We start from the raw sequence: 21,252 nt of genomic DNA, 5'->3' as shown, positions 1-21,252 counted from the left end.
CTTGATCTGTGATCACTGCTTTGCGTTCACTCTTCTCCATCGTACCCTATAACAGGGTGCATATGAAACCGTTTCAACCAAAAAAAAGAGCAAGCCATAGGCTCACTCTCTTCAGGTTAATAGACAAATCTGCGCTGCGCCCAATAGCTGAATAGGAAGATGGACACCTCGGTCAATAGCTTGGCTGCGAGCAGCGGGATAATTAGTTTTTCATTATAAAAATACAGTAAACCGTAGTTTAATAGCAGCACCAGTAAGACGAGCGAGAAATATTTTGGCAAAGACTGCCGCACCTTCGAGGTTCGTCCGACGGTGAACACGTACTTCCGATTAATCGTATAGTTGAAGATGGAGCTGCACAGTCTTGCTGCAACAACCGACAGAAACAGATTGTGTGTGAAATATTGGATAACGAACAGTAATCCAAAATCAATCAGAGCGGACAGCACCGAAGATGTGCTGAACATCAGGATTGGCATATAGATCCGGAATGAATCGACCAGCGGGCGAAAATGGGAGGACTCATTGTGATCCAGATACACCGTATCTATGAACTCCTCCGTAATTTCATACCCTTCCTTGTGTGCCGTTAACAGCATGTTCATCTCGTATTCAAACCGATCTCCTGAAATCTGGTTCAACCAGTCCAGCATGGCGTAAGGAAAACCGCGTAGACCGGTCTGCGTGTCATATACTTTGGTACCTGTCGTGAGGGAAAAGACCGCCCGTGTGACTGTGTTGCCAAAACGGCTGCGTGCTGGAATTTTACCACTGAAGCGACGGCTGCCGAGTACAATTCCTGGTGTCGTCTGTGCGAGTAGCACTTCGAAGATACGCTTAATATCGTGTGGGAGATGCTGTCCGTCACTATCTGCGCATACCACACCGCCCTGAGGTCCGTACTCCTTAATATACTGAAATCCTGTCTTCAACGCCCTGCCCTTACCCAGATTGACAGGATGTGTCAAGACCGTACAGCCATAGGCTTCTGCCGTTTCAAAAATTCCACGGTAACCGTGGCCGCTACCATCATCCACAATCACAATGGGTCCAAGTTTGAATGTCTGCAGTTGCAGAACAAGATTCAGTAAACGTACATCGGGTTCATATGATGGAATTAATATCGTCATGATCCTTGTCCCTCCGTCAGATATAGAATGTCACTTACGCCACGTTCCTGGTTACGCCCCAGCGGATTATTGACGACTCTGCCCATAAAATACATCGTGGATGAACCGCCGCCGTCCAGATTGTAGGCTTCAGTTGCTCCGAGGCCTTTCATGACATCAGCCAGTTCTGCCAAGGTCATGCCACGGCTGTCGTCCTGCCGTCCGTCCACCACCACAAAGACGTAATGATTCGGAGCAATCATGCCGATCGCTGTTCTTGGATTCGCATCCTGGATGGAACGGTTGCCGAAGTTGTTATCGATTTTCACACTGCTAAATTCACTGACGATCTCGCCATCCTGGATCAGAATGGGCCCAAAGGATAGTGTATTGGTTGCACCTTCAGCCAGCAGTTCCGAGGAAGAAATCTCGTTCTCGTTATAAGTTTTCATCGTTCCGTCGTTGAACAGGGCAAGTGCATCCCGCGTTGGGCTGTCTCGATACAATGTTCCATTGCGGATAATGACACCATCATCGCGGAATCCGTAGTAGTCACCATTAATGGCAAAGATCGCATTGTTGGCAGCGGCAATCTCTGACGTATTCTCGGTAATGTTAGTACCAAAACTATTATCTGCCAGCGCAGTTCGCAGGCTACTTGCATCCGTTAGCTGAACATCAGCAACATAATACGTAATCTGATCCGAGCCTGAACCAGTCTGTACCTTTTCAATACTGACTTTCATATCATCACTCGAATAATTCCAATCATCTGACGTTGCATTCACTTCAGTTGCGGTGGTCGAAGTATTGCTGGAATCATTGTCGGTGCCCGTTGTTGCCGTTGCCGTGTTCTCATCCGCTACAACAACTTGCACATGCCGGATCAGGTAACGGTCAGCCAGACTATACAGGATTCCACCTACCACGAGTACACTGACAAGTGTGATGATGAACCATCTGCGCTTTCTTGGGGAGATCGGTCGTTTATGTGGGTCTTTCCGGGTTGGTTTCTCATAGATCTTCATCATGTGAAGCTCACCTCTTCATCTAAGTTCTTAAAGCCATATTAGGCCGAGTAGCTTAAATGAATCTGAAACCACATCAATTGAACTAAAGAACATTCACACTGACACTACGATGACAGAACAACCTTCCAATCGCTGTTACCCCCAGATTTTTCTGATTCCCTCTTCTAAAGGGGAAAATCCGGGGATAAAGGCGAACGCTTCGCTTTTTCAGGTTTTTTCTGTCCTCTCCGTTTTTATGTAAATGAATAGTTCAATCAAAAAAGGTGATCCTTTTTCCCACTGAGGAAATCAGATCACCTTGATTTTCAATCTATAGAACCTTAAATGTCGCTGTTATCATGTACATATCTCGTTCAACATACATATCATTTTCTTTAACAACACTCTTCCTGTTATGCGTCTGCAAAAAGAGCATCGTACGCGGGACAAGGCCGCTTTTCCAAAAATTCCATTAACGCCGGTGGCTGCTGATCATAGATATCCTTCAACGACGTTCCGTTGTAGATGTTGCCAATCACAACAGGATGGCATAACTCACAAATGAGAATATCCCCATTACCGTGCAAGTGCAGCTGTTTCGTGCCATCCACGCAATTCGAGAAATACACACCGGGTTGTTCACGCAAATTCAACTGTTCAGCGAACCGGTCCATACAGGTAAAATAGAGCGTTGTATCTGGCTTTTTATGTTCAATTAACTCCGCTACAGATCGAATGAGGGACTCTCTGGATACAATCTGACTCCAATCGGTATGTGGCATCTTAATGCTGTTCTGGATCTCATGGATGCGCACACCCAGGTCATACACCTTATCACTAATAGCCTGCAGGTTCGCTTGGTTACCTTCAAACAGCAACGTTTCCAATACCGTCTCCAAACCGGCTTCTGTACACAAACGGATATTCTGCTCCAGTCTCTCATACATGCGAGGATGCACACGGTAGTACGCAGCATAGGCCTCCGCATCCGTATAATTGAACGAAATATGGATGTTGGACAAGCCTGCATCACGCAACGCGAGAATCCGTTCTTCTGTTAGCAGACTGGCATTACTGTTCAATTGCGTATCAATGCCATGTGAAGCGCAGTACGTCACGATCTCTAGGCAATCCTGGTATTTCAGAGTAACTTCACCCCCGGACAATCGAACTCGCTTGAGATGAGGCAGCTCACTAATAATACGGATGACTTCCTCACTATTGATGCAAGCTCCATCATCCCGATTGTAAGCGCAACAATAGTCGCATTTATAATTGCAATTCGATGTCACTCCCACCTCAAGCCCTTCCAGCTCGTATAAGCCGGGGGTCTCCAGTTCGAGTGATTTATATCTGTTTTTGGCTATCAATTCGTTGTACCTCCTGGTTCCTTCATTCTTTCACGTTTGGATAACTTGAAGATTATAGCGGAAGGCACCCGGTTCAAGATATGACATTATGTACGTTGCTTGCTGAAAACAAAAATAAAACCCATTTCCTCAACGATCGGGAATGGGCCAAAGCTAGGCATATAATTATTGAATTAGACAATATAAAATACGATATAATTGAGAGATTATTTCCTGAGGCAAAGCCAGATACTATCCAATCAAGCTCATTCTTATTTCCTCCTTTTATTGTATATCATCAATATTGAACTCAGGATTATAGGCAAACTCATGGCTCGCCAGCATGATGAATGACACACGCCCCCTTTGATCAAAGTTCATGGACAACCCTTTCATGTTCTCAAATCCTCCTTCCAATATTGCATGATCAAATGACGGTATGACATGGTAATCGCCTTGTTTATTTTTCTCCATGACATATGTAATACTTTTTACTTTTCCTTTTTTAGTATCTATAAAAGCTTTTTTGCCGTATTGTTGGAAGACTTCCTGGACTGTACTTCCATAGCCGATCCCGCTTGGCGTTTTATACGTTTTGAACTTTCCCGGGTCATCAATCATGATACCATCCACAATGCCATCCTTGTAATGAATTCTCATATCTTTGTACTGGTAGACATTCGTATGCTTATAATAATCTACATGTGTTCCAAGTTGCTGCTCAACCACTTCACGAGTACTTCCTAATTTAATTGTAATATCTTTGGACTTAATCTCAAATTGGAATTCATCCTCAGTAAATATCTTAGTTGCATGAGATGCAGGAGGTTCTTTTGAAACGGCATTACGATTGTAAGCCACTTCTGAGCTACTTAAAAAAGTCATCAATAGAATAAAATACAGAATTCCTTTGTTCAACCTCGATCGCCCTTTCAATAACACGTTCTTTATTTAACACGAGTATAGAAGTCTTCTTTTAAAATAGCATACATCTTCAGATCCTGAAGTTCATTTTTCACTCTCATGTACTTCCGTAAAATACCTTCGAATTGCATGCCTGACTTCTCCATGACCTTGGCGGAACCTTTGTTTTTCACTAAACATCTGGCCTGGATTCGCTCAAGCCCCACTTCATCAAATCCAAATTGGATGATTCGTTTCACAACCTCGGTCATGAAACCCTGATTCCAATATTGATCAGATAACACATATCCCAGTTCGACTCTCCTGTTATCGCTATCACACCCTAGATAGTTACAACTACCAATCAGCCTCTTGGTTTGTTTATCTTCAATCCCCCACGGGCCTATTAGATCTATCTCATAGCGACTCATGACAAAATCTAAAAAAGCTTTGGTGTCTTCTTTGCTCTGATGCGCGTCCCAGGTAGTGAACTCCGATACAGCAGGTACAACGCAATAACTGTACATATCATCGAGATCATCATAGGTAAGGGGACGGAGCAACGTTCTTTCAGTTTCTAATATCGGAAATGGGGCAAAATAACTTTCAATCGGTTTCATAGATTCACCCTTCCAGAGATTGTTAGGACTAAAATATTCACAGCAGTTCGGTCAAAATTGCCTAACACATCTGTTTTAAAATCATAGTTTCTATAACTTTAATCTAATATACGCAGCGATTGCCGTAACTCCTAATGCTACAGTGGATCTAATTTTTAATTCTGCTAATTCCAAACCATCTGTTGGTAGATGAACAAGCATAATATACAAATAATAGAAAGACACAAGAATTGAGACAACTAACACTACATTTGTAATTCTTTTTATGAACAATAAAATAACCCTTTTCCTCCTTATTCTCAAGAATGTTCTTCGATCTACAAATCCCATGATCCAGAGATCCATCCGAGTTTTCTCCAAGGTAAAACAACTAATTCAAATGACACATTACATTTGCGCTACTAAGTTTCCAACCCTGTGCTCCCTTTTCAACAGTATGTACACTGGTGTTGTCCATGGGATAAAAGCCGGACTTATTGCTCCACTCCCTATTCTCAAGCAGATAGTACAGGATGTTAATCACGCCACCGTGAGTAATTAACAGCACATTGGACTTGACGGTTTGTTCCTCTATATCTCTAAGAAGATTCTCGAAAGATATGCTTATCCGGTTATAAAAATCCCTTGGACTTTCTCCTCCCGGAAAAGGCGAATTCATATCAAGCGTGTTGAAATAAACCCCTGGGTAATGCTCTTCCGCATCCTTATGGAGCATGCCTGCCAATTCTCCGTTATTCATCTCCCGCCAATCTTTCATTAAGCTAGCCTGAATATGTAATTTCTTCTCAATTTCCCGTGTAGTCTGTACCGCACGAGGAAGATCACTGCTAATAATCGTATGTATATTGTACTCCTCAGCATGATGATGCAAATGCTCTCCCAGTTTCCTAGATTGATTGATCCCCTGTTCCGTAAGTCCGCGTTCGCTCCATCCGCCTCGATACCCTTCCTCATCCATCCCATGCCTTACCAGGTAAATCTTCAAGATCTCTCCTCCTTTTTCACATTGAACAGGTTAACTATACATCTATAACGACTTTCGTATGTATCAAATAAACCCGACCTCAGATAGCTTCTATCCAAGATCGGGCATTTCCTGCAACCCATTTATCTTACAAATGTGTTATGAACTCGCTCGGATTTGATAAAATAAGGAATCCAGATGGCACAAGTGATGACAGATTTCACAATCTCCTGTATCCCACTTCCATCTTCCAACTCCCGCATCATAGGTATCTGAAGTACGAGTATATAATCAACCATATAGAGCACCAAACTAACACTGTAATAGATGATCATTAACCGGGGCAAGATTGCTTTTTTTCTATAAAAAGTCACAACTATATATATCGTGAACAATAAAAAGACCACATTATATATAGCTTCAAAAATAATTAACGGCCCCCACAGAACGTGATAGTATTCGGAGTCTTTGGAAACAAATAAGTCCCACATTTCGGGTGTTAATGCTGGTAACGTGTTTTGCATCAACTGTACTGCGAGCAGGATCATGGTAAGAAATAATCCTATCTGGATGAGAATCAGCCAACCACCCAATCCCGATACACCTAGTGGACGGTAGTCTGTTTTTTGCTCATGAATATGTGGTTCCACCTTGTAACACTTCCTTAATCAGTTTTGTCTTTCTGAGATGAGTCTTCCTTGTAATATTGCCAATTGAATCTACGGATAATTCTTTCACCCTACTTCACGTGCGTTGTATGTATTTTCACACTCTTCTTATAGCGACCTCTCCGCCCTCCTCTTATATAGAATTTTACACAACTTCCTTATTGTACTACGAGTGTCAAGGACGAAGCATCCATTTTAAACCATCGTATTCAGATGCTACAAAAGCCAAAAAGACTTTCGCTATACTTCCGCCATGTTCAGTTAAGTACACGTAAGTCATAATGCTCTTATACAGATGCAGATGGTGACTCTGCATTGGGACTACGAAGGAGGATATGGATATGACCAATCCTAAAGTAAAACTTTTACCTTTTGCCGACATTTCGAATTATGTCGAGGGCTTCGATATCGTTTCCACCCTGTGGGGCGGTGATGGCCTTGTCTATGTACTGTTGATGAATCAGATCCCTGAAAGAAAACGAGGTATGTTCGTCCAAAGTACATTGAATCAAAGCTATACGTACAAAGTGCTTATTGTGGCAGATCAAACTATCGAGGAAGTTGTCATCTGGGGGCAGATGTTCAATTATCATTACGTACAACCATTACATGAACATCTGCTGCTCGTGGGAGCACGCTGTACGAATTACGGCAATGAACAGTATGATTTGAACGCCAAAGTGTGTGATCTGAACGGAAATACGATCCGCGAGTTTCTGTTGGGAGATGGTATCCAAAGTGTACAGGTCGCAGAGAAGGGAACGATCTGGACCAGTTACTTCGATGAAGGGGTGTTTGGTAACTACGGATGGAGCGATCCAATTGGTTCAAACGGTCTGTTGGCCTGGGATGAGCACGGTAATAAAGTGTACGAAAATAGCACAGCTGATATTGCAGATTGTTACGCACTCAATGTGGTGAATGAGAAGCAGGTCTGGTTCTACTTCTATACCGATTTTGAACTCGGTTGTATCTCAGGGGGAACCCGTAAACCCGACGTTACATTCATGAATCCAAACATCTCCGGTTCCTCCGGCTTCAGTACGGATGGTTTTCATTTCTTGTTCGATGCAGGGTACGGTAAACATGGTACGTTTGTGCTTAAGAAAATGGAGAAGCCCGGAACATTGAGCAAGGGGCAGAAGATTGATTTGCTAAATGAAGATGATCAGCCCTTCAAACAGGCACGGCAGGATTTTCGCCAGCATCGTCTGCTACTCAGTGAAGGAAACTTGTTATATCAGGTAACGATCGAGGAGATTATTTCTGCTTCTGGTTTGGATTAATGCAACATCGTGAAGAGGGTTATTTCTTGAAAGACAGTCCCTCTTCTTCCAATGCGTTCCGCAGTTTGGGCATGGCAGACGGTCCGATTCCGTGCAGTTTCAGGATCTCTTTCTCCGTGTACTCCGCAAGTTGCAGTAGTGTCGTAATGCCTTCATTCTCCAAGGCACGTCTGGCGGGAGCAGACAGCAAGGCTAGAACTCCCTCTGTCGGTTTACGTTCAGCTTCGCACGTCGGACAGGTTGGGCAGTCGCTTTTTTTATAATACGAATGTCCTTGTTCGCACATTCTGAGTGTTCCTTTATCGTTTGCCATGTGAGTGTCTCCTCCTGAATTAAGTATTCAACCAGTTCTTAATATCTGAAATCATATTTTCGTAGTGTTTTAAAGCCTCTAAAGTCGAAATGACTTGTGATGTTCCTACTAACTGTTCCTCTATGTCCGTACATTCAATCCACAGTGACCGTTCGCTCAATCCCCCAATATGCTCGGTTCAGTTCCAATTCGGGTAAAGTATCCAGCAGCTCGTTAATCTTATCTCGAATCATCATTACCTCCATAAGGTATCGGAATTAGATCATCTTGTCCTTGCCTGCCTGTTTAGCTTCCTCTCGCAGCATATAAGCCAGTTTGTACATCTCCGCAATGTCATGTCTGTTCTGTCCCTGGAATCTTCGGATCGCTTCCTCAATCTCTACCACTTCCACCGCAACCACCTGCTCACCATCCTCCGGATTCAGCGGATCAGCAACAAGTTCAACGTCTCCATATCCAATGATTCGTACAAAATGGGGATGCGGGATATGCGGTCGATAAGGTTCCAAAGCACTGGAAGTGCAATAGAAATGACCAAAAATTTGATAGGACCGCATTTCTGCCCCAAGCTCCTCCAATAGCTCACGCTTCAGTCCAGCCATATACTGCTCACCGGCTTCGAGCGTCCCTCCAGGCAGCTCCCAATCTCCATTATCCAGTTGAAAGACGACACATTGATCGCCTACAAATGGAATGATGCTAATATTGCTCACCAGCTTTTCGTCCACGATCTCATTCAATCTGAACTCCGCCTCAATAATTCCCCAATGAATTGACGTACTCAGCGCCGGATATAATTCCAAACTTAAGCTACTCATCCGCACCCGATCCTCTCTATCGAATTCCACTATTCTTCCAATTATAGTCGAAAACACAGAAAGAAGGCCACCTTCCCACCGGGAAACCGTGACCCTCTTCTTATACTTTCTGCACTTAAGCCTTGGATCAGTATTCTCTCCAGACGCTCAGACCATTCTCCTTCTAATGCTGCACAAGCTTTCCATTTTCCAAAAAAAGAACCCGGCTACAGAGCGGTAATATCCGCTCATCATGCGTGACCATCACTGCACTCTTGCCCTGCTCTTTCACGAGCCGTGCAATCATGCCGACAATATCCAGTCCACGTTCTGCATCCAGGCTCGCTGTTGGCTCATCCGCGAGCAGGACAGCAGGATCGTTCATCAACGCCCGTGCAATGGCGACCCGCTGACGTTCCCCGCCAGACAGCTTCTCCGCATATGCCTTCCGCCGATGAGTCAAGCCTACCGTATCCAACAGCTCATCCACTCGTTTCTCCGCCTTGTTTTTCTCCGCTCCAGCAAGTTTCGCGACCACCATCAGTTGTTCTTCTACTTTCAGATACGGAATGAGGTTGGCACTTTGAAAAATAAAACCAAGCTGCTGAAGCCGCATATCGGATATCTCCTGTTTGCCTTTGCCCATAATAGAGGCCCCATCCAGAAGAATCTGTCCTTCCGTCGGTTCGAGAAGTGCGCCTGCGATGGACAAGAATGTACTTTTACCCGATCCTGAAGGCCCCATCACAGCTACGAGTTCACCTTCAGCAACTTCAAGGTCCAACTTGTCCAGAATCGTTCGTTTGCTACCGCCATCTTCAAAGGTCTGTGTAATTCCTTGCAATACCAATCGGTTTCTCATGCTGCTGTCCTCCCAATCGCATCAAGTGCATCAATTTTGGTAACCTTCCACACCGAGAACAATGAACCCGCCACAGACATGAGTATGAATAATACACAAGTCAGAGCGAGGGTGGACAAGCCTAATTGAAACGGCATCGATGCTGGTAGAATGGACTCAAACAGTCGAACCAGTAGTACGCTTATCACCAAACTGCCAACCGACAGAACTAATACTTGTAACGAAACACTACCCGCCAGATAAGCATTCCGCGTTCCGATGGCTTTCAAAATGCCAAACTGACTCGTTTTCTGAATCGTGATAACGTAGAAGAATACCGCAAGCACAAACGCCGAGATGACATATAGAAAAGCGATCATCATGAGCAACGATCCCTGCTCTTCCTTATATCCAGGGATGGCCGATACGGCATCCGACTTCGTAATGACTTCCGTATTAGGCATTGCAGCACTCAGGCCGTCTACCTGCTCGCCTGCATCTTTAATCGCAATGGCATTGTACACCAGAGCATTAGCATTGGTGTCGGCTGAACCTTGCGAAGCTCGTGAACCTCCTTGAAGCGTAAGCCATTCCTGTTCATTCAGGAACACTACTGGGGAGTGACTGAAGGATTCATTTTGGACAAATCCACCCACAGTCCACTCCGTTCCCGAGGCTTGATCAACCAGGACGGTACCAATGGTGACGCCAGATTCAGATAACTTATGGTCCACCACAACCTGCCCGTTCGTCTGACTCGTAATCGGAGATCCTTCGGTAACCGCTGGGGCGAGCCAGCCTTCTGGGTTCACCATGAACAGCGTGACATCGATCTTTTTTGTGTCGCCCGTTGGACTGACGGTTGTCATTTTCACACCCAGCGGCTCAGCGTTCTCTTCCCCTACCACGGAGCGAGCTTGATTAAGTTGATCCTGATCCACTTGTGACCGGGTAAACCGATGATTCGAATCCTGTTCCAGCACAAAGTGGGTTGCTGCCATATTTTTGACCGAAGCTGCGTTATCATACGCCAGCCCCTGTGCAAGACCTGTAACAAACAGTACCAGAAATGAAACCAGCACCATGATTGTAGCAATTAAGGCATACCGCCCTTTGGCATACCTCATTTCCCGAATAGCCAAGTACATGTTCTGTGACCTCCCTCTTGATAACCCAAGTATAGGAGGCGAAAATGAACGGCAAATGAATAACAGATTACATCTGTGGAAGTGTCACGGTAAAGACCGTACCCTCAGGCGAACTGGAAACCTCGATTGTACCGTCATGAATTCGAATAATTTTCTGTACAATGGCAAGTCCAAGCCCGGTTCGTCCAGAAGAACGTTCCCGCGCACGATCCACCCGATAGAATCGATCGAACAGGAAAGGAAGATGCTCCGCAGCAATCCCGTCTCCTGTATCCCGAATCTGAATCACACACTGGTTATCTGTCTGCCCGGCATGAATCTCGATGCTTCTTCCCTGTGGCAGATGATTCACTGCATTACCCAGCAGATTCATCCACACTTGCATGAGTAGTACTTCATTGCCCACTAGCTGAATGGATTCGGGCACCGAAATCCGAAGCAGTAGCTCTTTTTCTTCCAGTTGCCATTGCAGCACCTGAACCGCTTGCCGGAATTGATCTCGAAGAGAGAACTTTACTTTGCTCAGGTCTTCGTTGCCTTGTTCTAGGGAGGACAGGAGAAGCAGTTGTCTACTGAGCAAAGAGAGATGACGGCTCTCCTCCTCAATGATAGATGCATAATGCTCTCTTTCCTGTTCAGGCAGATCTCGATCCGCCACCAATTGGGCAAAACCCTGAATCGAGGTCAGCGGTGATTGAATCTCATGTGATACATTCGATACGAACTGCTGTCGCGCCTGATCTACCCTTTCCAATTCACGACTCATGGTCATGAAATGCTGGGCCAGCTGTCCAATCTCATCCCGCCTTCCGGTAGGCAATTTCAGATTATATTTTCCTTGCGCAATGCGCTTGGTCGCCTCGGACAGACGTTCAATGGGATTGACCAGATAGCGGGTACTGATCAGAAAGATCAGAATACTAATACCTATCGTAAATGCTCCAATCAGCGCAAAAAAGATTCGCAGCTCACCGAATTGCAGGATTACATCTGGACGCATAAAAAGAGCGTAATTCGCATTGCCTAGCTGTAAATGAACACCCACGGTATTGCTTAATTGATTATCGAAGAAACCGGTAATGAACGGTTTGCTTGGAAACTGGGCTACGCCATGGTATACCTCACCACTTAGCACCAGTTCTACAGCTTGCTTGTCCAGATCTTTTTCACGGAATTCGCGGCCGTAGAATTGGTCGTTGCCTTTCCCATCCGTCACATAGATTTCGTACCCAAGTGCGGCGGCATTGTTCAAATACTGCTCCATCGCGCCGGGTTGCTGCTCCACAAATTGCTTCATATGCGTTGCGATCCCCACCAGCTTCTCATCATTGAAATCCTTGAGCTTCGTATGATAGTAGATGTTGGACAAAAGAAAACCGAGCATGCCGCTGACCATAATCACCGCAATCGTAATGAGGAATACCCGGACGTACAAGGTCCTCAAGGTACTTTCACCTCCATCTTGTAACCAATGCCCCGCACAGTCTGAATGACAAAATCGTCCGTATAGTCCGCAAAACGATCACGCAGCCGCTTGATGTGCACATCAACGGTACGGTCATCTCCTTCGTAATCTGCTCCCCATACGAGCCGAATGAGCTCATCCCGCGAGAACAAACGGCCCGGAAACTGGGCAAGCTGTGAGAGTAATTCAAACTCCTTCATTGGCAAAAAGAGAATGGATTGCCCATCGGTAACCTCCACATTGTTACGGTCAATGACGATCCGGTTCATACGGATGATATCGCTGGATGTGCGATGGTACCGACGAAATAACGCCTTTACCCGGTAGACTAATTCTTCCGGTTCAAATGGCTTGGTCACATATTCATCTGTTCCTTTCAAATAACCATCTCTCTTGTCAGATAGCTGATCTCGAGCCGTCAGCAACATGATTGGAATATCGTAATGCTGCCGAATGAAATCACATAACTCCAGTCCGTCCATGCCTGGCATCATCACATCTAAGATTGCCAGATCGATCGGTGTTTCTTGCATTAGTTTGACAGCTTCCAGTCCGTCCTGCGCTTCATGGACCCGATACCCTTCCTTGGTCATGACATGCCGCAGGAGTGCTCGAATATTGGCATCATCGTCTGCCAGCAGCAGATGTTTCATATGGTTATCCGCCCTTCTATGTAACGAGTACATCTCACTTTGATCCTGCACAGATGGTAGCATAAAAGCAATCTTATTCGCTAGCGCATGCATGGATATACCCTGTACATGTTTACATTTTCTTAAATCTGGTTGACACTACTAAGAGGCAGAACTATAATAAATTCATAACATATGAACAAACGCTCATATATTCATTCGTTAGTGATTAACCATCGCTAAGGATCAATTATAGCCACATTAGAAATCATATTACATAGCGGAGCCTCGCTCCAAAGGAGAGGATTTAATATGTCTGGACATCATCACAGTCATAACCATGGGCACGATCATGGGCACAACCACGCTCACACGACCAATAATAAGAAAGTACTTCTGTTTTCCTTCATTATTATTACCATCTATATGATCGTTGAAGCCATTGGTGGATTCATCACCAACAGTCTCGCGCTTATCTCGGATGCAGGCCATATGCTGTCCGACTCCATTGCACTTGGGATCGCTTTACTGGCGTTTACCTTTGGTGAAAAAGCGGTGAATACTGGCAAAACGTACGGGTACAGAAGATTTGAAATTTTGGCCGCTACGTTAAACGGAATTACGTTAATCGCCATTGCACTCTACATTTTCTACGAAGCAATTGGTCGTTTTATCAACCCGCCAGAAGTGGCAACCGTAGGCATGTTAATCATCAGCGTCATTGGATTGCTCATCAATATTCTGGTGGCCTGGATCATGATGCGTGGTAGCGATACCGAGAATAACCTGAATATGCGCGGGGCTTATCTCCATGTCATCAGTGACATGTTGGGATCGGTTGGGGCCATTGCGGCGGCACTGCTCATGATGTTCTTTGGCTGGGGTTGGGCCGATCCACTTGCGAGTGTGATTGTCGCTGCACTGGTATTGCGAAGTGGTTTCTATGTCACCAAGTCATCCTTGCATATCTTGATGGAAGGTACTCCGGCCAATGTCGATGTGAATGAACTGGTGCAGACCATCAAACAAGTCGATGGCGTCAAAGGCGTTCATGATGTACACGTCTGGTCCATTACCAGTAACTTGAACGCGCTGACCGCACATATCGTGGTGGATGGAACGATGGATGTCTATGCATCCGAGATCCTGATTCAGAAGATTGAACATATGCTGGAACATAAAGAAATCAAACATGTGACGCTCCAAGTGGAGTCCGAAAAACATCTGCACGATACCTCGGTACTATGTACCGTCAAAGGCGACGCACCAGATGCCCACGCGCATCATCACCATTGAGATGGTATAACATATAGCTGCAAACAGAAACAGGGCAGATTCCCCGGTGAAGGGAACGCCCTGTTTTTGTTTGCAGAAGTTCAGCTTTTTGCATGAGCAGAGAATGGAATATCTTCTTTACCTTGTCGCAATCTGGACTACTTGTATCTGTAAAGTAGCTTCTCTTTCTTCTGATCAAATTCATATTCCGAAATGATATTTTTCTCTTTTAATTCACCCAACTGTAGCAGTTGTTCATGAACATTTACAGGGGCCTTTTTTCTCTTGCTAGATATGATTAGAGCTAGAATTGAGAAAAGCAGACCATACAGTACACCCAGAAGTCCCAAACCTGCCGCTACCTCCGCACCTTCTTGCGAACCATCTAAAAAAACGACTATGAATAAAAAATTGAGTACGAACCCAATAAGACTGACGATCGATAATGCTTTCAATGAATGTTCCTCCTAAATGTTATGTATGTTTCTATCAAAATCAGGAAAGGCAGGTCAGAACACTAAACATCAACCTCAGCCCAGTTTATAATGACGTATCCAACTTAACGTTTCCTCACCTAAACATCTGCATCAATTAAATGATAGTCATGATCAAATTTTGCATGAATTCGATGGCCACCAAATAAATCTCCATCTGAACATTCACAGTATATATGGTTCACTCGTAATTCAATGTCTAGCAACGTTATGACTCTTTCAAAGTCTTCTGTGGTTACGTCATATTTCCCAGCATCTACATCATCCCAATTTAAATTCTCATCATCTTCATCGTATTCAGGCCAAAAATCATTTTTATAATCAATTAAATGATGTGCTATCTGTGTCTTAGCCCTTTTTTCAAATCCATCAAACTGACAGAATAGTTTTTCTGCTCTACTCATCAATGCATCTACATTGGTGCTTTCATTCTCAAGCTTTAAACTGTAATATACTTTCCCTTCCGTATAATCATAGGAGTTAAATTCGTCATTGTACATAAAAGAGCCTATTATTCTACTACTAATTGTCTTTTCCATAGGTGATTACCTTTCTCTTCAATATATCTAAATCAATAGTCCATCTCATATTCATACCTCACCAATATCCTACTTACCTATAATCAGATTTTTTCTTTCACTTTTGAATGATAAGGTGAAAACTTTACTATTTTAACATCCCTGACATAATCGTTTCCATTCCTGCCATGCCTTCAAATATTTAGGTAGATCATCCGGATGATGCTTGTTACTCAGCCCAATTCGGCAATACAGATGGACCAGAGCTTCCTCTATCAATCTGGATTTATCCATATCTACCTGTTCCAGAAGTTCGAACGTAGCAAATAATGTTTCGGTGTTGATATCATCCGGCGAAGAGCTAAAAGCATATAAGAAATCATAGAGGATAGGTCCCACCATTGGAGATGGGTCAATGACGCCGATGAGTTCATTTTGAGCAAACACAAAATTATGAATCCCCGTATCGCCATGCAAAAGAAACTTCTCTTCTTGCTCATGAAAGAGACGATCCACTTTGGATTGAACCAAATTATAATCATCTATCGTTAAAATACTTCCAAGATTCATCTTTGCTTCATGAACGCTAATCTGATTGAATTCTTTCCAGGTCCTCTGTGGGAACTCTATTCTGCCCCATGATTCCGTATCTGAAGAACGCACATATGTATTGAATAGCTCTTTCACCAGACGAGATAACCAGTCTCTTTTTTGTCCACGGTTGAAATGGGTCGTACCTTCCATATACGTATAGATAAAATAAGTGTTATCCGGATCAGTGAACAAAACTTCAGGCAATAACGAAGAATTTTTATATGTGTCCAAAAACTGCTGGGCAATGTGAATCTGTTCGGGTTCATCTGATTTTAGAATATAGTGCCTGTTCAGACCTGTACTCAACCGATAAACACGTCCCGCTGTGGTACCTGACAAACTTTGAATTTCAGATATTTCCTCGTTGATATGATGCATCTTAAATAAGTTATTGATCTCATTTATCGTTGGGTTGATTAACATGTGGTTCTCCTCATATAACTAGGATCTTGATTCATTTGGTAAAGCATGCTCATACAGGTGTACCTCCGTTCTGTTTTCTATACTTTCTCATCAATAATATGTTTGCTACCATCTTGCTGCTTATGGTGTTGCATTTTTTTTATTTCAGTTTTCAGATAGTGCACTTCTTTAATCAATATATCCAACTTTCTCGATGTGTTGGATGAATCTATGGCATAACGTATTATTGCAGCAATGATAAGAACCACAATAAAACTTATAAGTGATACGATGATTAACGTCCATAAAAACTCCATATTGTTGTTCCACTCCTTGCTGTCAAAATAATAAATCGTAAAACTCTTCCGAAAACCAAAACCATATGATCCCTAGGATCATCATAATGGTGCCTAGTACTTTTAATATTATTTCGATAGGTTTAGGGATATCACTATTAGGAGGGTTATCTTCAAACTCGTAATTCGGTTTAATTTTTCGATATCTCATCAGGACAAATATTTTGTATAGAAAGTCAGGAAAGAAGTAACATGCAATGCCCACGACAAATACGGGAGTAGATAAATAACCAAACGTACTGGTGGTCCATTCCATCTCTATTTCCTTCATCCTCCTTTTTCCTTACTGAATTCCGGCTGTACCAAACGTATTTTCAATGGCTTCTTTATAATTTTCCCAATCAAAATAAAACGGGCCTACCTGTAGTTTCTTCTCATTCAATAAGAAGTCTTTGATATTCATCGCTACCCCATCCCAGACAAGGTACCAATTCATGTTTTTTCAGCCTTTGGTAAAGGGATCTACCATCAATAATGATGTCAGCAAATTTCGTGTTTTTATTTCCGTCCTGTTCAGGATCGAACTCGTCGTATCTTGAAGCTAATTTGGTTTCTAAGATGCTAATTTTCACTACAATTCCTCCATAATCAGCCTTTAGGGCTCACTCTCACTCTTCCTCTACGAGAATATCAGCACAGCGAACAATCAGCTCAGGCATATTCTCTCCATCAAATAGAACATGAAGCTCATATCCGTTATCGATTCGATACAGCTCTTGATATAGCCAGTAACTGCCTACAATCCCACCGTCTTGCTTGATGATTTCGGGTGCAACCAGCGTAAGTTTATTTATGTTGGTGAAGCCCCCACGGGTATCAAAACGAATGACCACTTCATCTCCCGTCAGCAGTTCTGTCACTGTACAATCATGATATTGAACCCGGCCATGTATTTCATCGGGAATATCCTGCGCCATCATCACTTCTCTAAATTCTTTCGCTGCGTGATCCACATGTCTCTTATTTTCCGCACTTTGTTTCTTTAATTGCTGTAAAATCTCTCTCGTGCAATAACCCAACGTAAATACACGAATATCCGCAATTTGTTCAACGATTTCCTGTGGCAAATTCTCCGCCTTGTATTGAAAATTCCACTCTATTGATTCTTTGTACTCTTCCTTGCATTTCTGCTCATCAAAAGGAGGGCGTACATCATACTCTGCAATGAGTTTCTCAATATGCGCTCGTTCTTCCGAAGGCATGTGATAAACGATCTGATCCTCTTCTGTCACTTCTTCCTCACCGAAAGCTTTGTCTACGCGAGTGAGCACTTGACCATCATGCTCCAGCATGTAACGTGGGTCCAAATCATAAAGCTCTCGCTCCTGCTTCACATGCGCTTTTTCCTTTCTTTTATACAACCTTAAAAATAGATTCTCATCGAACTCGTAAGCTCCGTTATGTACTCTTAAACCAAAATGAAGATGTGTCTGCTGACACAGCTCATACCATTCTTTCGTTAGATATCTCATGGGCATCTCTCCTGCTAATTTTTAGAATCTACTTCAATAATCGTGTTAGCGATAACAGATCTTGTAAAGCCTAACACCTCGACCACTTCAGATCGACATCGTTAGAAATTGCTCTATTATTTTCACCGCTATTCCTCCAAAATCTTCAGCCTCAACGATTCCTTATATTCAACAGACGTACTGATCCACCCCAAGGTTTGAAACAATTTATGTTTGATCTCTTTGTCGGTTCGCGCCGCCCATTCATGCATAATAGGCTCAACCATGCTCTTGGATAAATCGTCTTGTACGTGATGAGTTCCACCTCCTAATCATTCTCTCCATGAATCCGAAGCCACTTGGAAGGGGCTTTTCTGGCAAAATGCTTTTCAACAAAATCCAAAATGTTATCAATGCCAGGCAATGCCGCGTTTTCTCTGGCTTCGTCAAACGTCATCCATTGGTACTCGATATGTTCATGATTTAACCGGACAACCTGGCTTTCATCCACATATCCTACGAATACGGGAGCGGTATAGATATAATCCTCCATGGGTGAATAATATTGTTCGAATTGATTGGCAGAATACAACCGGACTTCCGTAATACCTGTTTCCTCGTGAACTTCTCTTAATGCAGCTTCCCATGCCTTCTCGCCCTTCTCTATCCCGCCGCCAACATAACACCACTCGTTATGCAACATACGACCCGCCCGCTTCAGCATCAGTACACGGTATTGATCGAGGCTCTTCTTCAACAGAACTACTGCCACGCCTTCACAACGAATGGGAACTGCCTGTTTCACGTGCTCTGTACCATTCAATTTCTCGCCCCCTTCTCTTCAGAATCGAAGTCCTCCAACACTTTAAACTTATCTCCGTGGATTTTGTCCAGATGATCTTCTCCCCAATAACATAGATGGTCCAGGGCAGGCTTGAGTCCCCAGCCGTAGTCTGTTAACTCGTACTCCACTTTGGGAGGTACCTCCGAATATACTTTGCGCTGCACAATCTCATCCTTTTCCAGACCTCTGAGCTGTGTTGTCAGCATCTTCTGCGTAATGTCCGGTATCAACCGTCGAAGCTCCGATGTGCGTTTCCGTCCGGTCATCAAATGATAAATAATCAAAGGCTTCCACTTCCCGCCCATCACTTCCAAGGCCGCTTCCACGCCAACTTTATATTTCTTTGGAGCGTTTGTGTCTTCATGTTCCGTCATTTTTGAACCCCTCCATAATCAGGCTATATCAAGGTGAATCATAATCTTTTTATTGCTCTTTTTTCTATTATTTGAGCCTATTTCGAGGCATCCATTTAGGGTACTTTAATGTTCCTATAGCACTTCATTCTTCCTATAGAACATCAAAGTGCGTACTTCCAGATGTTTTCATACCTGTTTATAATAGCATCAGCCACTGATTTATGGCTACAAGACAGCAATCCAGAAAGGTAGTGAAAGATAAGATGAACGTACTCGTTGTAGTATCCCACCCAAGAAAAGATTCTTTGACCTTTCAGGTAGCTCAACGTTTTGCACAGGGTCTTACTGAGGCCGGTCACAGTTATGAGATATTGGATTTGCATGGGATTGGCTTCGACCCAATCCTCCGAGAGATGGATGAACCAGACTATACTCAAGAAAATCAGGTGTTCTCGCCTGAGGTTGAAACGGAGATGGCGCGATTGAAGAAGCACGATGCTGTGGCTTTTGTGTTTCCTCTCTGGTGGTGGCATCTGCCAGCCATGTTGAAAGGTTATGTGGATCGTGTCATGAACAACGGGTTTGCCTATGGCGCGAACAAACTTCCTCATCAGCAGATATTGTGGATCGCTCTTTCCGGCGTGACGGAAGAACAGATGCATAAGCGCAACTATGGGCAATCGATCACCAATCTGCTCAATGTGGGTATTTCCGATTACTGTGGCGTGTCCCAATCAAGAGTTGAGTTTTTATATGAAACGTTGGAATCCAAGCCCGAACACTATGAAGCACTGCTGAACCATGCACATCACTTGGGACTGAACTATGCCAACGATATTCCGACGCTGTAAAGATATTAATAGCGCTGCATGGTTATAACGCCCCAACTCCGCTTGAACACGGCAAAAAAGGTCGCTCAGAAGAGCGACCCTGTTTGTTAAGATGCATTATTTTACTGTCGAGAAAAGAAACTTCTCCAACATACTGGTATCGGTGATGCTATGGTTGCAAGCTGTGTTATCCATGCATACGTACTGGGCTACAGAAGAAATATTGTCTGGCGTATAACTCTTGGTCTTCACGTTGAAGAATCCGAGCTCCTGATGGCGATGACAGAACATACAGTATCCCTTCTTGTTCGTCGCCGTAATTCGCCCCTCAATCCCTAGGAATCTGCCTTCATACGGATACACGATGAACAAGCGATCGGTAGCAATATCGGTCCATCTCAGATAAGTTGTACGCGCGTAATCGATGGATTCCAGATCCGGCACCTTAAGCTTCTTTACCTTGGGAAACAGCTTCTGAATCTGCTTCGCGGATACTTGCGGATATGGAATCAGATATGCTTCCAGCCGGTTCAGATACGTCTGCAATTCATGTGTCGTCTCATACGTGGATAACTGCTCCAGCAGTTGCTTCTGCTCCGGAGTGAGTTCATCGAAGATGCTCACCGCATTTGTGCCGACCGTATAACGAACGGTTTCCAATACTTTTGGATCTACAACCGAGCGTAGCGTTTTCAGCAGGAAGTCAGCTTGTTTTTGAATATAATTAAATTGATGATTCTGAATAAATGGTGTTTGCATGGCGTTCAGCCCCTTATTTTTATTAGGAAAATAAAGTAAGGTGCAAAGCCTGCGGGTTGAACCATAATGTTGATGTTGATTTCAGGGCAAACGATCTCATTTTGTCGCGCCCTACACAAAGTCCGCCCCTATTCAGGCTTTGCGTAAGGCTTTCTAGCGAACGAGCAATCCGGCATTATCCATATTGCCACGTCATAACCCCCAATACGATAGATATATCGAAATTATAGCAGGGCAGCATAGTGTAGGCAACGAGCTTCGTTCCAAT

General features: G+C 43.8%; 26 protein-coding genes. 3 read left to right on the top strand and 23 right to left on the bottom strand.

Annotation, left to right across the window (positions count from 1 at the left end):
- Window positions 1-116: 116 nt before the first annotated feature.
- The 7 genes from MKX75_RS07835 to MKX75_RS07805 all read right to left on the bottom strand — a co-directional run bounded on the left by MKX75_RS07835 (window position 117) and on the right by MKX75_RS07805 (window position 6,605).
- Window positions 117-1,130, bottom strand: coding sequence for a bifunctional glycosyltransferase family 2/GtrA family protein (locus tag MKX75_RS07835; RefSeq protein ID WP_076330151.1), 1,014 nt, complete (start codon window positions 1,128-1,130; stop codon window positions 117-119).
- On the bottom strand, window positions 1,127-2,140 hold the full coding sequence (locus MKX75_RS07830; RefSeq protein WP_339169173.1) for a phosphodiester glycosidase family protein: 1,014 nt from the start codon (window positions 2,138-2,140) through the stop codon (window positions 1,127-1,129). The genes MKX75_RS07835 and MKX75_RS07830 overlap by 4 nt, the downstream gene beginning before the upstream one ends.
- A gap of 392 nt (window positions 2,141-2,532) precedes the next feature.
- Window positions 2,533-3,489 (bottom strand): radical SAM protein, encoded by a 957-nt coding sequence (locus MKX75_RS07825; RefSeq protein ID WP_076330149.1) that lies wholly within the window; start codon window positions 3,487-3,489, stop codon window positions 2,533-2,535.
- 264 nt (window positions 3,490-3,753) lie between these two features.
- On the bottom strand, window positions 3,754-4,386 hold the full coding sequence (locus tag MKX75_RS07820) for a hypothetical protein (RefSeq protein ID WP_076330148.1): 633 nt from the start codon (window positions 4,384-4,386) through the stop codon (window positions 3,754-3,756).
- A gap of 29 nt (window positions 4,387-4,415) precedes the next feature.
- On the bottom strand, window positions 4,416-4,991 hold the full coding sequence (locus tag MKX75_RS07815; RefSeq protein WP_076330147.1) for a GNAT family protein: 576 nt from the start codon (window positions 4,989-4,991) through the stop codon (window positions 4,416-4,418).
- Window positions 4,992-5,361: 370 nt separating this feature from the next.
- Window positions 5,362-5,976 (bottom strand): histidine phosphatase family protein, encoded by a 615-nt coding sequence (locus tag MKX75_RS07810; protein ID WP_339169171.1) that lies wholly within the window; start codon window positions 5,974-5,976, stop codon window positions 5,362-5,364.
- 122 nt (window positions 5,977-6,098) lie between these two features.
- Window positions 6,099-6,605 carry a DUF2569 domain-containing protein gene (locus MKX75_RS07805; RefSeq protein WP_339169169.1) on the bottom strand — a complete coding sequence of 169 codons (507 nt, stop codon included), beginning with the start codon at window positions 6,603-6,605 and terminating at the stop codon, window positions 6,099-6,101.
- A gap of 359 nt (window positions 6,606-6,964) precedes the next feature.
- Between MKX75_RS07805 and MKX75_RS07800 the strand changes: the two genes are divergently transcribed.
- Entirely contained in the window at window positions 6,965-7,909 is a 945-nt protein-coding gene (locus MKX75_RS07800) for a hypothetical protein (protein WP_339169167.1), read from the top strand.
- 19 nt (window positions 7,910-7,928) lie between these two features.
- On the opposite strand, the gene MKX75_RS07795 is transcribed toward MKX75_RS07800, so the two are convergent.
- From MKX75_RS07795 to MKX75_RS07770, 6 genes are all read right to left on the bottom strand, one after another.
- Window positions 7,929-8,222 (bottom strand): RNA polymerase alpha subunit C-terminal domain-containing protein, encoded by a 294-nt coding sequence (locus MKX75_RS07795; protein WP_339169166.1) that lies wholly within the window; start codon window positions 8,220-8,222, stop codon window positions 7,929-7,931.
- 257 nt (window positions 8,223-8,479) lie between these two features.
- Window positions 8,480-9,040, bottom strand: a complete 561-nt coding sequence (locus MKX75_RS07790; protein ID WP_339169165.1) for an NUDIX domain-containing protein — start codon at window positions 9,038-9,040, stop codon at window positions 8,480-8,482.
- A 163-nt stretch (window positions 9,041-9,203) separates the two neighbouring features.
- Window positions 9,204-9,881, bottom strand: coding sequence for an ABC transporter ATP-binding protein (locus MKX75_RS07785; protein WP_339169162.1), 678 nt, complete (start codon window positions 9,879-9,881; stop codon window positions 9,204-9,206).
- Window positions 9,878-11,008 (bottom strand): ABC transporter permease, encoded by a 1,131-nt coding sequence (locus tag MKX75_RS07780; RefSeq protein ID WP_339169160.1) that lies wholly within the window; start codon window positions 11,006-11,008, stop codon window positions 9,878-9,880. The genes MKX75_RS07785 and MKX75_RS07780 overlap by 4 nt, the downstream gene beginning before the upstream one ends.
- Before the next feature lie 67 nt (window positions 11,009-11,075).
- Entirely contained in the window at window positions 11,076-12,452 is a 1,377-nt protein-coding gene (locus tag MKX75_RS07775; protein ID WP_339169159.1) for a HAMP domain-containing sensor histidine kinase, read from the bottom strand.
- On the bottom strand, window positions 12,449-13,126 hold the full coding sequence (locus MKX75_RS07770; RefSeq protein WP_076330137.1) for a response regulator transcription factor: 678 nt from the start codon (window positions 13,124-13,126) through the stop codon (window positions 12,449-12,451). Before MKX75_RS07770 ends, MKX75_RS07775 begins: the two co-directional genes overlap by 4 nt.
- A gap of 291 nt (window positions 13,127-13,417) precedes the next feature.
- On the opposite strand from MKX75_RS07770, the gene MKX75_RS07765 reads away from it, so the two are divergent.
- Window positions 13,418-14,401, top strand: coding sequence for a cation diffusion facilitator family transporter (locus tag MKX75_RS07765; RefSeq protein WP_339169158.1), 984 nt, complete (start codon window positions 13,418-13,420; stop codon window positions 14,399-14,401).
- A gap of 137 nt (window positions 14,402-14,538) precedes the next feature.
- On the opposite strand, the gene MKX75_RS07760 is transcribed toward MKX75_RS07765, so the two are convergent.
- The 9 genes from MKX75_RS07760 to MKX75_RS07720 form a co-directional block, all read right to left on the bottom strand.
- Window positions 14,539-14,835: an SHOCT domain-containing protein gene (locus MKX75_RS07760; RefSeq protein ID WP_339169156.1), complete on the bottom strand. Its 297-nt coding sequence runs from the start codon at window positions 14,833-14,835 to the stop codon at window positions 14,539-14,541.
- 119 nt (window positions 14,836-14,954) lie between these two features.
- The gene (locus MKX75_RS07755; protein WP_339169154.1) at window positions 14,955-15,413 is read right to left on the bottom strand and encodes a DUF2262 domain-containing protein; all 459 of its coding nucleotides are present in this window, start codon (window positions 15,411-15,413) and stop codon (window positions 14,955-14,957) included.
- Window positions 15,414-15,545: 132 nt separating this feature from the next.
- Complete coding sequence (locus MKX75_RS07750) at window positions 15,546-16,409, bottom strand: aminoglycoside phosphotransferase family protein (RefSeq protein ID WP_339169153.1); 864 nt, start codon at window positions 16,407-16,409, stop codon at window positions 15,546-15,548.
- A 77-nt stretch (window positions 16,410-16,486) separates the two neighbouring features.
- On the bottom strand, window positions 16,487-16,705 hold the full coding sequence (locus tag MKX75_RS07745) for a hypothetical protein (protein WP_339169152.1): 219 nt from the start codon (window positions 16,703-16,705) through the stop codon (window positions 16,487-16,489).
- Between the two features lie 22 nt (window positions 16,706-16,727).
- The gene (locus tag MKX75_RS07740; protein ID WP_339169150.1) at window positions 16,728-17,015 is read right to left on the bottom strand and encodes a hypothetical protein; all 288 of its coding nucleotides are present in this window, start codon (window positions 17,013-17,015) and stop codon (window positions 16,728-16,730) included.
- A 12-nt stretch (window positions 17,016-17,027) separates the two neighbouring features.
- Window positions 17,028-17,180: a hypothetical protein gene (locus MKX75_RS07735; protein ID WP_339169148.1), complete on the bottom strand. Its 153-nt coding sequence runs from the start codon at window positions 17,178-17,180 to the stop codon at window positions 17,028-17,030.
- A 172-nt stretch (window positions 17,181-17,352) separates the two neighbouring features.
- Complete coding sequence (locus tag MKX75_RS07730) at window positions 17,353-18,216, bottom strand: DUF4085 family protein (protein WP_339169146.1); 864 nt, start codon at window positions 18,214-18,216, stop codon at window positions 17,353-17,355.
- 307 nt (window positions 18,217-18,523) lie between these two features.
- Window positions 18,524-19,018 carry an NUDIX domain-containing protein gene (locus MKX75_RS07725; RefSeq protein WP_339169144.1) on the bottom strand — a complete coding sequence of 165 codons (495 nt, stop codon included), beginning with the start codon at window positions 19,016-19,018 and terminating at the stop codon, window positions 18,524-18,526.
- Window positions 19,015-19,413, bottom strand: coding sequence for a helix-turn-helix domain-containing protein (locus MKX75_RS07720; RefSeq protein WP_062833279.1), 399 nt, complete (start codon window positions 19,411-19,413; stop codon window positions 19,015-19,017). The genes MKX75_RS07725 and MKX75_RS07720 overlap by 4 nt, the downstream gene beginning before the upstream one ends.
- 245 nt (window positions 19,414-19,658) lie before the next feature.
- Between MKX75_RS07720 and MKX75_RS07715 the strand changes: the two genes are divergently transcribed.
- Entirely contained in the window at window positions 19,659-20,246 is a 588-nt protein-coding gene (locus tag MKX75_RS07715; protein ID WP_339170399.1) for an NAD(P)H oxidoreductase, read from the top strand.
- A 96-nt stretch (window positions 20,247-20,342) separates the two neighbouring features.
- On the opposite strand, the gene MKX75_RS07710 is transcribed toward MKX75_RS07715, so the two are convergent.
- Window positions 20,343-20,984, bottom strand: a complete 642-nt coding sequence (locus MKX75_RS07710; protein WP_339169142.1) for a FusB/FusC family EF-G-binding protein — start codon at window positions 20,982-20,984, stop codon at window positions 20,343-20,345.
- Window positions 20,985-21,252 lie beyond the last annotated feature (268 nt).

Origin of the sequence: Paenibacillus sp. FSL R5-0341, from assembly GCF_037975235.1 — a bacterium.
Taxonomy (GTDB): domain Bacteria; phylum Bacillota; class Bacilli; order Paenibacillales; family Paenibacillaceae; genus Paenibacillus; species Paenibacillus amylolyticus_A.
This window is presented reverse-complemented; position numbering and strand designations above follow the sequence as displayed.

Excerpts from the sequence above, each read along its gene's own strand:
- MKX75_RS07835 (WP_076330151.1), bottom strand. The coding sequence starts at position 1,130 with ATGACGATATTAATTCCATCATATGAACCCGATGTACGTTTACTGAAT.
- MKX75_RS07830 (WP_339169173.1), bottom strand. The coding sequence starts at position 2,140 with ATGATGAAGATCTATGAGAAACCAACCCGGAAAGACCCACATAAACGA.
- MKX75_RS07815 (WP_076330147.1), bottom strand. The coding sequence starts at position 4,991 with ATGAAACCGATTGAAAGTTATTTTGCCCCATTTCCGATATTAGAAACT.
- MKX75_RS07800 (WP_339169167.1), top strand. The coding sequence starts at position 6,965 with ATGACCAATCCTAAAGTAAAACTTTTACCTTTTGCCGACATTTCGAAT.
- MKX75_RS07795 (WP_339169166.1), bottom strand. The coding sequence starts at position 8,222 with ATGGCAAACGATAAAGGAACACTCAGAATGTGCGAACAAGGACATTCG.
- MKX75_RS07790 (WP_339169165.1), bottom strand. The coding sequence starts at position 9,040 with ATGAGTAGCTTAAGTTTGGAATTATATCCGGCGCTGAGTACGTCAATT.
- MKX75_RS07785 (WP_339169162.1), bottom strand. The coding sequence starts at position 9,881 with ATGAGAAACCGATTGGTATTGCAAGGAATTACACAGACCTTTGAAGAT.
- MKX75_RS07780 (WP_339169160.1), bottom strand. The coding sequence starts at position 11,008 with ATGTACTTGGCTATTCGGGAAATGAGGTATGCCAAAGGGCGGTATGCC.
- MKX75_RS07770 (WP_076330137.1), bottom strand. The coding sequence starts at position 13,126 with ATGAAACATCTGCTGCTGGCAGACGATGATGCCAATATTCGAGCACTC.
- MKX75_RS07765 (WP_339169158.1), top strand. The coding sequence starts at position 13,418 with ATGTCTGGACATCATCACAGTCATAACCATGGGCACGATCATGGGCAC.
- MKX75_RS07755 (WP_339169154.1), bottom strand. The coding sequence starts at position 15,413 with ATGGAAAAGACAATTAGTAGTAGAATAATAGGCTCTTTTATGTACAAT.
- MKX75_RS07750 (WP_339169153.1), bottom strand. The coding sequence starts at position 16,409 with ATGTTAATCAACCCAACGATAAATGAGATCAATAACTTATTTAAGATG.
- MKX75_RS07745 (WP_339169152.1), bottom strand. The coding sequence starts at position 16,705 with ATGGAGTTTTTATGGACGTTAATCATCGTATCACTTATAAGTTTTATT.
- MKX75_RS07740 (WP_339169150.1), bottom strand. The coding sequence starts at position 17,015 with ATGAAGGAAATAGAGATGGAATGGACCACCAGTACGTTTGGTTATTTA.
- MKX75_RS07735 (WP_339169148.1), bottom strand. The coding sequence starts at position 17,180 with ATGAATTGGTACCTTGTCTGGGATGGGGTAGCGATGAATATCAAAGAC.
- MKX75_RS07730 (WP_339169146.1), bottom strand. The coding sequence starts at position 18,216 with ATGAGATATCTAACGAAAGAATGGTATGAGCTGTGTCAGCAGACACAT.
- MKX75_RS07720 (WP_062833279.1), bottom strand. The coding sequence starts at position 19,413 with ATGACGGAACATGAAGACACAAACGCTCCAAAGAAATATAAAGTTGGC.
- MKX75_RS07715 (WP_339170399.1), top strand. The coding sequence starts at position 19,659 with ATGAACGTACTCGTTGTAGTATCCCACCCAAGAAAAGATTCTTTGACC.
- MKX75_RS07710 (WP_339169142.1), bottom strand. The coding sequence starts at position 20,984 with ATGCAAACACCATTTATTCAGAATCATCAATTTAATTATATTCAAAAA.